14 protein-coding genes are annotated in these 13,043 nt (G+C 65.1%); all 14 read left to right on the top strand.

Going from position 1 to position 13,043, the window contains the following annotated elements; translation table 11 throughout:
- Positions 1–2 precede the first annotated feature (2 nt).
- The 14 genes from MU449_RS10180 to MU449_RS10115 are packed head-to-tail and all read left to right on the top strand — an operon-like array spanning position 3 to position 13,037.
- A complete protein-coding gene (locus MU449_RS10180; RefSeq protein ID WP_244737979.1) occupies positions 3–629 on the top strand; it encodes an NADH-quinone oxidoreductase subunit C in 627 nt (208 codons plus the stop codon).
- Positions 626–1,831: an NADH-quinone oxidoreductase subunit D gene (locus MU449_RS10175; protein WP_244737978.1), complete on the top strand. Its 1,206-nt coding sequence runs from the start codon at positions 626–628 to the stop codon at positions 1,829–1,831. Before MU449_RS10180 ends, MU449_RS10175 begins: the two co-directional genes overlap by 4 nt.
- Positions 1,831–2,718, top strand: coding sequence for an NADH-quinone oxidoreductase subunit NuoE (gene nuoE, locus MU449_RS10170; protein ID WP_244737977.1), 888 nt, complete (start codon positions 1,831–1,833; stop codon positions 2,716–2,718). Before MU449_RS10175 ends, nuoE begins: the two co-directional genes overlap by 1 nt.
- Positions 2,715–2,915, top strand: coding sequence for a DUF5337 family protein (locus MU449_RS10165; protein WP_244737976.1), 201 nt, complete (start codon positions 2,715–2,717; stop codon positions 2,913–2,915). The genes nuoE and MU449_RS10165 overlap by 4 nt, the downstream gene beginning before the upstream one ends.
- Before the next feature lie 7 nt (positions 2,916–2,922).
- Positions 2,923–4,218: an NADH-quinone oxidoreductase subunit NuoF gene (gene nuoF / locus MU449_RS10160; protein ID WP_244737975.1), complete on the top strand. Its 1,296-nt coding sequence runs from the start codon at positions 2,923–2,925 to the stop codon at positions 4,216–4,218.
- Entirely contained in the window at positions 4,215–4,559 is a 345-nt protein-coding gene (locus tag MU449_RS10155; protein WP_244737974.1) for a hypothetical protein, read from the top strand. The genes nuoF and MU449_RS10155 overlap by 4 nt, the downstream gene beginning before the upstream one ends.
- A 22-nt stretch (positions 4,560–4,581) precedes the next feature.
- Entirely contained in the window at positions 4,582–6,582 is a 2,001-nt protein-coding gene (gene nuoG / locus MU449_RS10150; protein ID WP_244737973.1) for an NADH-quinone oxidoreductase subunit NuoG, read from the top strand.
- A 5-nt stretch (positions 6,583–6,587) separates the two neighbouring features.
- The gene (locus MU449_RS10145) at positions 6,588–6,980 is read left to right on the top strand and encodes a hypothetical protein (RefSeq protein WP_244737972.1); all 393 of its coding nucleotides are present in this window, start codon (positions 6,588–6,590) and stop codon (positions 6,978–6,980) included.
- Between the two features lie 12 nt (positions 6,981–6,992).
- Entirely contained in the window at positions 6,993–8,030 is a 1,038-nt protein-coding gene (gene nuoH / locus MU449_RS10140; RefSeq protein WP_244737971.1) for an NADH-quinone oxidoreductase subunit NuoH, read from the top strand.
- Between the two features lie 2 nt (positions 8,031–8,032).
- Positions 8,033–8,530 (top strand): NADH-quinone oxidoreductase subunit NuoI, encoded by a 498-nt coding sequence (gene nuoI / locus MU449_RS10135; RefSeq protein WP_244737970.1) that lies wholly within the window; start codon positions 8,033–8,035, stop codon positions 8,528–8,530.
- A 25-nt stretch (positions 8,531–8,555) separates the two neighbouring features.
- Complete coding sequence (locus MU449_RS10130) at positions 8,556–9,170, top strand: NADH-quinone oxidoreductase subunit J (protein ID WP_244737969.1); 615 nt, start codon at positions 8,556–8,558, stop codon at positions 9,168–9,170.
- Between the two features lie 27 nt (positions 9,171–9,197).
- Complete coding sequence (gene nuoK, locus MU449_RS10125) at positions 9,198–9,503, top strand: NADH-quinone oxidoreductase subunit NuoK (RefSeq protein ID WP_244737968.1); 306 nt, start codon at positions 9,198–9,200, stop codon at positions 9,501–9,503.
- A 4-nt stretch (positions 9,504–9,507) separates the two neighbouring features.
- Positions 9,508–11,496 (top strand): NADH-quinone oxidoreductase subunit L, encoded by a 1,989-nt coding sequence (gene nuoL, locus MU449_RS10120; protein ID WP_244737967.1) that lies wholly within the window; start codon positions 9,508–9,510, stop codon positions 11,494–11,496.
- Positions 11,496–13,037, top strand: coding sequence for an NADH-quinone oxidoreductase subunit M (locus tag MU449_RS10115; protein WP_244737966.1), 1,542 nt, complete (start codon positions 11,496–11,498; stop codon positions 13,035–13,037). Before nuoL ends, MU449_RS10115 begins: the two co-directional genes overlap by 1 nt.
- Positions 13,038–13,043 lie beyond the last annotated feature (6 nt).

Here is a 13,043-nt window from a genome sequence, read left to right as displayed (position 1 = left end):
CGATGACCGACGCCTCTCCCGATACGACGTTCGACGCGCTGGCCGAGCTTGGCGCCCAGATCGAACTGCGCCTGCCCGACGCAGTGACGGGCCATGCGATCGCGCATGGGCAGTTGACGGTCGAGGTGCGGGCCGACGCCATCGTCGCGGTGATGGAAGTCCTGAAGCAGGACGGCGCCTGCCGGTTCGGCACGCTGATCGACATTACGGCGGTGGATTACCCCGAACGGCCAGAGCGGTTCGATCTGGTCTACAACCTTTTGTCGATGCACCTGAACCACCGCATCCGCATCAAATGCGCGCTGGCCGAGGACGGGATGATGCCGTCCATCACCGGCGTCTATCCGGCGGCCAACTGGTATGAGCGGGAGGTGTTCGACATGTTCGGCATCCTGTTCTCGGGCCATCCCGACCTGCGCCGCCTGCTGACGGATTACGGCTTTCGCGGCCATCCGCTGCGCAAGGATTTTCCCACGACCGGCTATACCGAGGTGCGGTATGACGAGACGCTGAAGCGCGTCGTCTACGAGCCGGTGAAGCTGGTGCAGGAATACCGGCAGTTCGACTTCCTCAGCCCGTGGGAGGGTGCGGAATACATCCTTCCCGGCGATGACAAGGCCAAGCCATGATGGACGATCTTCCCACCCCCGCGGGCGAACAGAAGATCCGCAACTTCAACATCAACTTCGGGCCGCAGCACCCGGCGGCGCACGGCGTGCTGCGTCTGGTGCTGGAACTGGACGGCGAGGTGGTGGAGCGCTGCGATCCGCATGTGGGTCTCTTGCACCGCGGCACCGAAAAGCTGATGGAAAGCCGGACCTATCTGCAGAACCTGCCCTATTTCGACCGGCTGGATTACGTCACGCCGATGAACCAGGAACATGCCTGGTGTCTGGCCATCGAAAAGCTGACGGGGACGGAGGTGCCGCGCCGCGCCTCGATCATCCGCGTGCTGTTCTGCGAGATCGGCCGGTTGCTGAACCATCTGATGAACGTCGGCACCGGCGCGCTGGACGTGGGCGCGCTGACCGCGCCACTCTGGACCTTCGTTCCGCGCGAGGAGCTGATGGTGTTCTATGAGCGGGCCTGCGGTGCGCGTTTGCACGCGGCCTATTTCCGGCCCGGCGGCGTGCATCAGGATCTGCCGCCCGACCTGATCGACGATATCGAGGCATGGTGCGAGACGTTCCCCGCCGTTCTGGACCGCGTGGATGAGCTGATCACCGAAAACCGCGTGTTCAAGCAGCGCACCGTCGATATCGCCATCGTCAGCCAGCAGGACGTGTTCGACTGGTCCATGTCGGGCATCATGGCGCGCGGCTCGGGTCTGGCCTGGGATCTGCGGCGGTCGCAGCCCTACGAATGCTATGACGAGTTCGATTTCCAGATCCCGGTGGGCAAGTCCGGCGACTGCTATGACCGGTATCTGTGCCGCATGGCGGAAATGCGGGAATCGCTGAAGATCGTGAAGCAGGCCTGCGCGCTGCTGCGGCAGAACCCCGGCGATGTGCTGGCGCGGGGCAAGATCGCGCCGCCGAAGCGGGCGGAGATGAAGCGCTCGATGGAAGCGCTGATCCACCACTTCAAGCTGTATACCGAAGGGTTCCACGTCCCGGCGGGCGAGGTCTATGCCGCGGTCGAAGCGCCGAAGGGCGAATTCGGGGTGTTCCTTGTGGCCGACGGCACCAACCGCCCGTATCGCGCCAAGATCCGCGCGCCGGGCTATCCCCACCTTCAGGCGATCGACCATCTGGCCAAGGGTCATCAGCTGGCCGACGTGTCCGCCATCATCGCCACCATGGATATCGTGTTCGGAGAGGTTGACCGCTGATGCTGCGCCGCTTGCACCCCGTTCAGCCCGACCGCTTCGCCTTCACCCCGGCGAACCTGGCCTGGGCGGAAGGTCAGATCACCAAATACCCCGAAGGTCGTCAGGCCTCGGCCATCATCCCCCTGCTGTTCCGCGCGCAGGAGCAGGAGGGTTGGCTGAGCCGTCCGGCGATCGAGACGGTCGCGGACATGCTGGGCATGGCCTATATCCGCGCGCTGGAAGTGGCGACGTTCTATTTCATGTTCCACCTGTCGCCCGTGGGCAGCGTGGCGCATATCCAGATCTGCGGCACGACGACCTGCATGATCTGCGGGGCGGAGGATCTGATCGCCGTCTGCCGCGAGAAGATCGCGCCGAATCCGCACCAGGTTTCGGCCGACGGTCGCTTCTCGTGGGAGGAGGTCGAGTGTCTGGGCGCCTGCACCAACGCGCCCATGGCCCAGATCGGGAAGGACAATTACGAGGATCTGACCCCCGAGACGCTGGCCGCGCTGATCGACCGATTTGCCGAAGGGGACGTGCCGCGTCCCGGCCCGCAGAACGGCCGCTTCGGGGCCGAGCCAAAGGGCGGGCCGACCGCCCTGACCGAAGGCGAGCGGCTGGAGTTGAACGGCGCGGTGCAACGCGCGGTCGATCTGGGCGACACCGTGCGCCGCATCGACGGGACCGAGGTGCCGCTGCGCACCCCGTGGCAGCGCCAGCCCGAGGTGGCGGAGACGGCGACGCCCGAACCCACCCCCGGCGCAGGGCATCCGATCGACGAGACGGGGATTTCCAAGGAGGAAGCCCCGGTGAAGCCCGCCGCGCGGATGAAGGACGAGGACGGGGTCGCCACGGGCGGGACCGCCAAGGCCGAACCGGGCCAGCCCGTGGATGACAAGTCATGAGCGGGGGCATCGGAGCCGAGGGGCGGCGCGCGTCCCTGATCATCGTGGGCACCGCGCTGATCTGGATGCTGATCCAGAGCGTCGGGGGACGTCAGGGTTGGGGCCCGGAACTGATGCTGGTGTTCGACGCGCTGGCCTTGGCCGGGTTCATCTGGGGGGCCGTGGCCGTCACACGCGCCTGGCGCGGGAAGGAGTGAGGGGATCATGCTGAAGGATCAGGATCGTATCTTCCAAAACATCTATGGCATGTATGACCGTTCCCTGGCCGGGGCGCGCAAGCGCGGGCTGTGGGACAACACCGCGGGGCTTTTGGCCAACGGGCGCGACTGGATCATCGATCAGGTGAAGGCCAGCGGCTTGCGGGGCCGCGGCGGGGCCGGGTTCCCCACGGGGCTGAAATGGTCGTTCATGCCGAAGAAGTCGGACGGGCGTCCGGCCTATCTGGTGGTGAATGCCGACGAATCCGAACCCGCGACCTGCAAGGACCGCGAGATCATGCGCCACGACCCGCACACGCTGGTCGAAGGGTGTCTGGTCGCCGGTTTCGCGATGGGGGCGGTCGCGGCCTATATCTATATCCGTGGCGAATACATCCGCGAGAAGGAGGCCCTTCAGGCCGCCATCGACGAAGCGTATGACGCGGGCCTGATTGGCCGCAACGCCTGCGGATCGGGCTATGACTTCGACGTGTTCCTGCATCACGGTGCGGGCGCCTATATCTGCGGCGAGGAAACGGCGCTTCTGGAGAGCCTTGAGGGGCGCAAGGGGATGCCGCGGATGAAGCCGCCCTTCCCGGCGGGGGCGGGGCTGTATGGCTCGCCCACCACGGTGAACAACGTGGAATCCGTGTCTGTCGTGCCGACGATCCTGCGGCGGGGGGCGGAGTGGTATTCCAGCTTCGGGCGTCCGAACAACACGGGCGTGAAGCTGTTCGCCATGACCGGCCACGTCAACACGCCCTGCGTGGTCGAGGAGGCGATGTCGATCCCCATGCGCGAGCTGATCGAGCGGCATGGCGGCGGCGTGCGCGGCGGGTGGAAGAACCTCAAGGCCGTGATCCCGGGGGGCGCAAGCTGTCCGATCCTGCCGGCGGACCTGTGCAACGAGGCGCTGATGGATTACGACTGGATGCGGGAAAACCGCTCCAGCTTCGGGACCGCCTGCATGATCGTCATGGACCAGTCCACCGATGTGGTGAAGGCGATCTGGCGGCTGTCGAAGTTCTTTGCCCATGAAAGCTGCGGCCAGTGCACGCCCTGCCGCGAGGGCACGGGCTGGATGATGCGGGTCATGGACCGGCTGGTGCGGGGCGAGGCGGAGGTCGAGGAGATCGACATGCTGGTCAACGTGACCAAGCAGGTCGAGGGCCACACGATCTGCGCCCTGGGCGATGCGGCCGCATGGCCGATCCAGGGCCTCGTCCGGCATTTCCGCGAGGAGATCGAGGACCGGATCAAGGCCAAGCGGACGGGACGCATGGGGGCGATGGCGGCGGAATGACGGGCGCGCGGGGCATCATGGCGGTGGCGGGACTGGCGGCTTTGGCCGGCTGTGCCGACACGACCGCGCCGGTGCCCGCGCCGTCGCTGACCGACGGGCCTTATGTGTCGGTTCTGCGCCCGGCGGGCGTGGGGCATGTGATCACGGCCGACGGGGCCACGCCGATCGAAGGGGCGACCCTCGCGATCTACAGCCCGACCGACCCCTTGCGTTACGATCAGGGGAAGGTTGCCAAGGATGTGGCCGTGCGGGCCTGCGCCGCGCGGATGATGCGATTCAACCCGGCGGCGGTCGGGCGGTACGAGGCGCCGAACTGGGTGTTCCCGGGGGCGTGCCGATGATGGAAGATGGGAAGGGTCGCCGATGAGCAACCTCAAGAAAATCATCATTGACGGTCAGGAGCTTGAGGTCGACGCCTCGATGACCATCATTCAGGCCGCCGAGTTCGCGGGCGTGGAAATTCCGCGCTTCTGCTATCACGAGCGGCTGTCCATCGCGGGCAACTGCCGGATGTGCCTGGTGGAGGTTGTGGGCGGCCCGCCGAAGCCGACCGCGTCCTGCGGGATGCAGATCAAGGATCTGCGCCCCGGCCCGAACGGTGAGCCGCCGGTGGTCAAGACGAACTCCCCCATGGTCAAGAAGGCGCGGGAAGGGGTGATGGAGTTCCTGCTCATCAACCACCCGCTGGATTGTCCGATCTGCGATCAGGGGGGAGAGTGCGACCTTCAGGATCAGGCGATGGCCTATGGCGTGGATTTCAGCCGCTATCGCGAGCCGAAGCGCGCGTCGGAAGAGCTGAACCTTGGCCCGTTGGTCAAGACGGCGATGACGCGCTGCATTTCCTGCACGCGCTGCGTCCGGTTCACGACCGAGGTGGCGGGCATCGTGCAGATGGGCCAGACCGGGCGGGGGGAGAGTGCCGAGATCACCTCCTACCTGAACCAGACGCTGGATTCGAACCTGCAGGGCAACATCATCGACCTGTGCCCGGTGGGGGCGCTGACCTCGAAACCCTATGCCTTCACGGCCCGCCCGTGGGAGCTGACGAAAACCGAAAGCGTCGATGTGATGGACGCGCTCGGGTCGAACATCCGCGTGGACACCAAGGGGCGCGAGGTGATGCGCATCCTGCCCCGCAACCATGACGGCGTGAACGAGGAATGGCTGAGCGACAAAAGCCGCTTCATCTGGGATGGTCTGCGCCGCCAGCGTCTGGATGTGCCCTATATCCGCGAGGGCGGGAAACTGCGCCGCGCGTCCTGGGGCGAGGCGCTGGCCGCCGTCGCCGCCGCGATGAAGGGCAAGCGGGTGGCCGGTCTGGTCGGCGATCTGGTGCCGGTGGAGGCCGCCTTCGCGCTGAAGCTGCTGGTCGAAGGGCAAGGCGGTTCGGTCGAATGCCGCACCGACGGCGCGCGTTTGCCGGTGGGCAACCGCTCCGCCTATGTCGGCACCGCGCGGATCGAGGATATCGATACGGCCAAGAGCATCACGCTGATCGGCACCGACCCGCGGGTCGAGGCGCCGGTTCTGAACGCCCGCATCCGCAAGGCGTGGATGGCGGGGGCGACGGTGGGCGTCGTCGGACCGGCGGTCGATCTGACCTATGACTACACCCATCACGGCACGGGCCGAGACAGCCTGACCAAGCTGGAACGTGCGGATCAGGGCGGGATCGTCATCGTAGGCCAGGGCGCCTTGTCCGAGGCGGATGGCGAGGCGGTTTTGGCGCAGGCGATGGATTTCGCATCGGCCACCGGGGCGAAGCTTCTGGTCCTGCACACCGCCGCCGCCCGCGTGGGCGCGATGGATGTGGGCGCCGTGACCGAAGGCGGTCTGCGTGCAGCGCTTGAGGGGGCGGAGGTCGTCTTCAATCTTGGCGCGGACGAGGTGGAAATCGCCGCCGGCCCGATCGTCGTCTATCAGGGAAGCCACGGCGATCGCGGCGCGCACCGGGCGGACATCATCCTGCCCGCCGCCGCCTATACCGAAGAAGGCGGGCTGTTCGTGAACACCGAAGGCCGTCCGCAACTGGCGCTGCGCGCGGGCTTCCCGCCGGGCGATGCCAAGGAAAACTGGGCGATCCTGCGCGCCCTGTCGGCGGAACTGGGCGCGGTGCTGCCGTTCGACACGCTGGCGCAACTGCGCCAGAAGCTGGTGGCCGCCGTGCCGCATCTGGGGCGCATCGATCAGGTGGCCGAGAACGCATGGCAGCCGCTGCCGCTGCGCGATCCGGCGCAGGCCGATTTTCGTCTGCCGGTGAAGGACTTCTATCAGACGAACCCCATCGCGCGGGCGTCCGTGCTGATGGCGGAACTGTCGGCCCAGGCGCAGGCGCGGGCCAACGCCCCACTGGCGGCGGAATGAGGGCGGTGGCCGTGGTTCTTCTCCTGTCCGCCTGCACCACGCTGCCGCGCGAGATCCCCGCCGTGGAGGAGGGGGCCGAGCCGCTGCCCGCGCCGACCCATCTGGGGGTGCAGACGATCATGATCGATGACGAACTGGCGCAGTTTCGTGTGGCGATCGACCGCCCGCGCGCCTCGTCGGACATCGACGCCTATACCGACTGCGCCGCGGCGCAATATGCGGAGATCCGCGGCTTGGGCTTTGCCCGCCGCATCCGCACGAACATCGATAAACGGGGCGGGGCCTGGGTGGCGGATGCCGTCTATGCCCTGTCGAAGGACGCGCCGGACGGGGAGCGGGTGATCGACGCCCGCCCGACCATTGCCGCTTGCAAGGCAAGCGGAATACCGACGGTGTAACGAGGGGACGGGATGGCTGACTTTTTCCAGACAGGTTTGGGGATCTTCGTCCTCGTCGCCCTTCAGGCGTTGGGGGTCGTAGCGTTCGTCATGATCTCGCTGATCTTCATGGTCTATGGCGACCGGAAGATCTGGGCGGCGGTTCAGATGCGGCGCGGACCGAACGTCGTGGGGCCGTGGGGGCTGCTGCAGACCTTCGCCGATGCGATGAAATACGTCTTCAAGGAGATCGTGGTCCCCGCCGGGGCGGACCGCTTCGTCTTCTTCCTGGCGCCGCTTTTGTCCTTCACGCTGGCGATGATGGGCTTTGCCGTCATCCCCTTCGCCGATGGCTGGGTGCTGGCCAACATCAACGTGGCCGTGCTGTTCGTCTTCGCCGTTTCGGCGCTGGAGGTGTATGGCGTGATCATGGGTGGCTGGGCGTCGAACTCCAAATACCCGTTCCTGGGGTCGCTCCGCTCGGCGGCGCAGATGATCTCCTATGAGGTGTCGCTGGGCCTGATCATCATCGGGATCATCATCTCCACCGGGTCGATGAATTTCGGCAACATCGTGCGGGCGCAGGATGGCGATTTCGGGCTGTTGAACTGGTATTGGCTGCCGCATCTGCCGATGGTGGTGCTGTTCTTCATTTCCGCGCTGGCGGAAACCAACCGCCCGCCCTTCGATCTGCCCGAGGCGGAGTCGGAACTGGTCGCGGGCTATCAGGTGGAATACTCCTCCACCGCGTTCCTGCTGTTCATGGCGGGCGAATACATCGCGATCTTCCTGATGTGCGCGCTGATGTCGATCCTGTTCTTCGGCGGTTGGCTGTCGCCCATTCCGGGCCTGCCCGACGGTGTGCTGTGGATGGTCGCGAAGATGGCGTTCTTCTTCTTCATGTTCGCCATGGTGAAGGCGATCACGCCCCGCTACCGCTATGACCAATTGATGCGGATCGGCTGGAAGGTGTTCCTGCCACTGTCGCTTGCCTGGGTGGTTCTGGTGGCGTTTCTGGCGAAATTCGAACTGTTCGGCGGCTTCTGGGCCCGCTGGGCGATGGGAGGCTGACGATGGCACAGACGATCGACTGGGCCCGCGCGACCAAATACGCGCTGCTGTTCGATTTCCTGAAAGGGTTCAAGCTGGGGTTCAAATACTTCGCGGCCCCAAAGGAGACCATCAACTATCCGCATGAAAAGGGCCCTCTGTCCCCCCGATTCCGCGGCGAACACGCGCTGCGCCGCTATCCCAATGGCGAGGAACGCTGCATCGCCTGCAAGCTGTGCGAGGCGGTGTGCCCTGCACAAGCCATCACCATCGACGCCGAACCGCGCGAGGATGGCAGCCGCCGCACCACGCGGTATGACATCGACATGACGAAATGCATCTATTGCGGTTTCTGTCAGGAGGCGTGTCCCGTCGATGCCATCGTCGAGGGGCCGAATTTCGAGTTCTCGACCGAAACGCGGGAAGAGCTGTTCTACGACAAGCAGAAGCTTCTGGACAATGGCGCGCGGTGGGAGGCGGAGATCGCCCGCAACCTCGAACTCGACGCGCCCTACCGATGACCGGCCCGATACAGGGGATGACCACATGACCGTTGCCGATATCGCCTTTTACGCCTTCGCCTTCGTGACCATCGTCGCGGGGCTGTGCGTGACGCTGGCCCGCAACCCGGTCCATGCGGTGCTGTGGCTGATCACCACCTTCCTGTCCTCGGCCGGCCTGTTCGTCCTGTTGGGGGCGGAGTTCGTGGCGATGCTGATGCTGATCGTCTATGTCGGGGCGGTGGCGGTGCTGTTCCTGTTCGTCGTGATGATGCTGGACGTGGACTTCGCGCAGCTGAAGGCGGGCGTGATCAAACATGCGCCGATCGCCGCGCTGATCGGGGTGATCCTTCTGGTGCAATTGGCCCTGGGCGTGGGCGCCTGGGTGCAGGCGGACGGGGCGATGGGTCTGCGGCAGGCGGTGACGCCGGACCCCGTGCAGATCGAGAACACGCGCGCGATCGGGTTGATCCTGTTCGACCGGTATCTGCTGCTGTTCCAGATGTCGGGGTTGATCCTGCTGGTCGCCATGATCGGGGCGATCGTGCTGACGCTCAGCCATCGGACGGACGTGAAGCGGCAGAACGTGCTGCACCAAATGTGGCGCGACCCGGCGAAGACGCTGGAACTGAAGGACGTGAAACCGGGGCAGGGCCTGTAAGGGCCGCTTGCGGTTGGAGGGAAGACTATGGTGGGACTGGAACATTATCTGGTGGTCGCGGCGACGCTGTTCGTCATCGGCATCTTCGGCATCTTCCTGAACCGCAGGAATGTGATCGTCATCCTGATGTCGATCGAACTGATGCTGCTGGCGGTGAACATCAACCTCGTCGCCTTTTCCAGCTTCCTGGGCGATCTGACGGGGCAGATCTTCACCATGTTCGTCCTGACCGTGGCCGCGGCCGAGGCGGCGATCGGCCTTGCGATCCTCGTGACCTTCTTCCGCAACAAGCGGTCGATCGACGTCGACGACGTCAACGTGATGAAAGGCTGACGGCATGACCACGATCATCGTTCTGGCGCCCCTTCTGGGCGCGCTGATCTGCGGGTTCGGCTGGCGGCTTCTGGGGGAGACGGCGGCGCAGGTGGTGGCGACGGCGCTGGTGGCTCTGGCGGCCATGCTGTCCTGGGCCGTGTTCCTGAACTTCGAGGGTCCGGCGACGCAGGCCGTCCTGATGCGCTGGATCGAAAGCGGCAGCCTGATGGGCGATTGGTCGGTCCGGGTGGACCGTCTGACCGCGATCATGCTGGTCGTGGTCAACACGGTCTCGGTTCTCGTGCACCTCTACAGCTTCGGCTATATGGCGCATGACGACAATTTCCGCCCGGGCGAACATTACCGCGCCCGGTTCTTCGCCTTCCTGTCGCTGTTCACCTTCGCCATGCTGACGCTGGTGACGGCGGACAATCTGGTGCAGCTGTTCTTCGGCTGGGAAGGGGTGGGGCTCGTCTCCTATCTTCTGGTCGGGTTCTATTACCGCAAGGGGTCGGCCAATGCGGCGGCGGTCAAGGCCTTCGTCGTCAACCGGGTGGGAGATTTCGGATTTCTGCTGGCGATCGCCGCGCTGTATTTCCTGACCGACTCGGTCCGATTGACCGATGTGTTCGCCGCGGCGCCCGAACTGGCGCAGATGCAGGTGTCCTTCCTGTCGATCAACTGGAACGCGGCCGAGATCGTGGGCGTCCTTCTGTTCATCGGCGCGATGGGGAAATCGGCGCAGCTGGGTCTGCACACCTGGCTTGCCGACGCGATGGAGGGGCCGACGCCGGTATCGGCGCTGATCCATGCCGCCACCATGGTGACGGCGGGCGTGTTCCTCGTGTGCCGCATGTCGCCCATCTATGAATTCGCGCCCCATGCGCAGACGCTGGTCGTGGTGATCGGCGCGGCCTCGGCCTTCGTGGCCGCGACCATCGGGCTGGTGCAGACCGATATCAAGCGCGTCATCGCCTATTCGACCATGTCGCAGCTGGGATACATGTTCGTGGCGGCGGGGATGGGTGTGTATTCCGTGGCCATGTTCCACCTGTTCACGCACGCCTTCTTCAAAGCTTTGTTGTTCCTTGGCGCCGGTTCGGTGATCCATGGGATGAGCGGCGAACAGGATCTGCGCAACTATGGCGGCCTGCGCGCCAAGATGCCCGCGACCTTCTGGGCCATGGTGGTCGGCACGCTGGCCCTGACCGGCGTGGGGATTCCGCTGACCCATATCGGCTTTGCGGGCTTCGTGTCCAAGGATGCGGTGATCGAGACGGCCTATGCCGGGTCGGGGCTGGTCTTCTGGGTGCTGGTGATTTCCGCGGCGATGACCGCGTTCTATTCCTGGCGGTTGATTTTCCTGACCTTCTTCGGCGCGCCGCGCGGGTCGGCCAAGGTGCATGATCACGCGCACGAATCCGGGCGCGGGATGCTGATCCCGCTGGCGGTGCTGGGCGTGGGGGCCGTTCTGGCCGGAACGCTGTGGTATGGCCCGTTCTTCGGGGATGAGGCGGCGGTCCGCGCATGGTTCCACATCGTGGAAGATGTGCCGATGGGGCAGGGTGCGCTGTTCCTCGGGCCCGAGAACCACATGATCCATGCCGCGCATGACGTCCCCGCCTGGGTGAAGGTCGCGCCGTTCGTGGCGATGCTGTCGGGGCTGGTTCTGGCTTGGGCGATGTATATCCGGGATCCGGCCCTGCCGGCGCGGATGGCCGAACGGATGCGGGGCGCCCATGCGTTCCTGCTGAACAAATGGTATTTCGACGAGCTTTTCGACCGCATCTTCGTCACGCCCGCCCGCTGCCTTGGCACCCTTTTGTGGCGTCGGGGGGATGAGCGCGGGATCGACGGCGCGGTGAATGGCGTCGCCCTCGGGATCGTGCCGAAGCTGACGCGGTTCGCGCAGCGGATGCAGTCGGGGTATGTTTTCCACTATGCCTTCGCGATGGTCGTCGGCGTGGCCGTTCTGGTCACATGGGTCACGCTTTCGGGGGGCGCACGCTGATGGACAACCTTCTTTCCATCGTCACCTTCATTCCGGCGATCGCGGCGCTGATCCTGGCCGTGTTCCTGCGCGGCGATGATGCCGCGGCGCAACGCAACGCGAAATGGCTGGCGCTACTGGCGACCGTCTCGACCTTCCTGATCTCGCTTTTCCTTTATGCGCAGTTCGATACCGCCAATCCGGGGTTCCAGTTCATCGAGGATCACGCCTGGATCGCGGGCCTGCGTTACAAGCTGGGGGTGGACGGCATCTCGCTGGCCTTCGTCTTGCTGACGACGGCACTGATGCCCGTGGTGATCGGCGCGTGCTGGAACGTGACCTATCGCGTGAAGGAGATGATGATCGCCTATCTGGTGCTGGAAACGCTGATGATCGGGGTTTTCGCATCGCTGGATCTGGTGCTGTTCTACATCTTCTTCGAAGGCACGCTGATTCCGGCCTCGTTGCTGATCGGCATCTGGGGGGGGAAGGCGCGGCTATATGCGGCGTTCAAGTTCTTCCTTTATACCTTTGCCGGGTCGGTGCTGATGCTGGTGGCGATGATCGCCATGTATTTCGACGCGGGCACCACCGACATCGTGGCGCTTCTGGCGCATGATTTCGCCTCCGCCCCCATCACGGTGGCGGGCATGGGCGTGATGGGCGGTCTGCAGACGCTGCTGTTCCTCGGCTTCCTTGCGAGCTTCGCGGTGAAACTGCCGATGTGGCCGCTGCACACCTGGCAGCCGGACGCCTATGCCGAGGCGCCGATTTCCACCACGCTGGTCCTGTCGGGCATCCTCGTGAAGATGGGCGGCTATGGCTTCCTGCGGTTTTCGGTGGGCATGTTCCCCGCAGGGGCGGTGGTGATGGCGGACATCATGATGTGGCTGTCGGCGATCGCCATCGTCTATACCTCGCTGGTGGCGTTGGTCGCGACGGACATGAAGCGCCTGATCGCCTATGCCTCCATCGCGCATATGGGCTTCGTGACGCTTGGCATCTTCTCGGCCACGCAGGTGGGCATGGACGGCGCGGTGGTGCAGATGATCTCGCACGGGTTCGTCGCGTCGGGGATGTTCCTGTGCGCGGGCGTGGTGATCGACCGGCTGCGCGTGCAGGAGATCGACGCCTTCGGCGGGCTGGTCGCGCGGATGCCGGTCTATGCGCTGTTCTTCATGTTCTTCACCATGGCCAATGTCGGCCTGCCGGGGACCAGCGGTTTTGTCGGGGAATTCCTGACGCTGATGGGCGCGTTCCAGTCGAACACCTGGGTGGCGTTGTTCGCGACCAGCGGCGTGATCCTCGCGGCGGCCTATGGCCTGCGTTTCTATCGTCGGATCATGCTGGGCGACCTGCTGCGTGAGGCGTTGAAGAACGTGACCGACCTGAGCTGGCGCGAAAAGGCGATTTTCGCGCCGCTGATCGTGATGGTCCTGTGGCTTGGCCTGTATCCGGCGGTGCTGACCGACCTGATCGCTGCCTCCACCGCCCAATTGACCCAGACCTTTCAGGCCGCGATGCCGATTCCCGATCCGGGTGTCGGCGCCGTGATGAACTGAGGACAG

It is taken from the genome of Falsirhodobacter halotolerans (assembly GCF_022899245.1).
Taxonomy (GTDB): domain Bacteria; phylum Pseudomonadota; class Alphaproteobacteria; order Rhodobacterales; family Rhodobacteraceae; genus Falsirhodobacter; species Falsirhodobacter halotolerans.
Note: the sequence above shows the minus strand (reverse complement) of the source record. Positions and strands in the feature narration are given on the sequence as shown.

Bases quoted from the DNA above. Each gene is read 5' to 3' on its own strand.
- nuoK (WP_244737968.1), top strand. From the start codon at position 9,198: ATGGTGGGACTGGAACATTATCTGGTGGTCGCGGCGACGCTGTTCGTC.
- MU449_RS10175 (WP_244737978.1), top strand. From the start codon at position 626: ATGATGGACGATCTTCCCACCCCCGCGGGCGAACAGAAGATCCGCAAC.
- nuoF (WP_244737975.1), top strand. From the start codon at position 2,923: ATGCTGAAGGATCAGGATCGTATCTTCCAAAACATCTATGGCATGTAT.
- MU449_RS10115 (WP_244737966.1), top strand. From the start codon at position 11,496: ATGGACAACCTTCTTTCCATCGTCACCTTCATTCCGGCGATCGCGGCG.
- MU449_RS10130 (WP_244737969.1), top strand. From the start codon at position 8,556: ATGACCGTTGCCGATATCGCCTTTTACGCCTTCGCCTTCGTGACCATC.
- nuoE (WP_244737977.1), top strand. From the start codon at position 1,831: ATGCTGCGCCGCTTGCACCCCGTTCAGCCCGACCGCTTCGCCTTCACC.
- nuoH (WP_244737971.1), top strand. From the start codon at position 6,993: ATGGCTGACTTTTTCCAGACAGGTTTGGGGATCTTCGTCCTCGTCGCC.
- MU449_RS10180 (WP_244737979.1), top strand. From the start codon at position 3: ATGACCGACGCCTCTCCCGATACGACGTTCGACGCGCTGGCCGAGCTT.
- nuoL (WP_244737967.1), top strand. From the start codon at position 9,508: ATGACCACGATCATCGTTCTGGCGCCCCTTCTGGGCGCGCTGATCTGC.
- nuoI (WP_244737970.1), top strand. From the start codon at position 8,033: ATGGCACAGACGATCGACTGGGCCCGCGCGACCAAATACGCGCTGCTG.
- MU449_RS10155 (WP_244737974.1), top strand. From the start codon at position 4,215: ATGACGGGCGCGCGGGGCATCATGGCGGTGGCGGGACTGGCGGCTTTG.
- nuoG (WP_244737973.1), top strand. From the start codon at position 4,582: ATGAGCAACCTCAAGAAAATCATCATTGACGGTCAGGAGCTTGAGGTC.
- MU449_RS10165 (WP_244737976.1), top strand. From the start codon at position 2,715: ATGAGCGGGGGCATCGGAGCCGAGGGGCGGCGCGCGTCCCTGATCATC.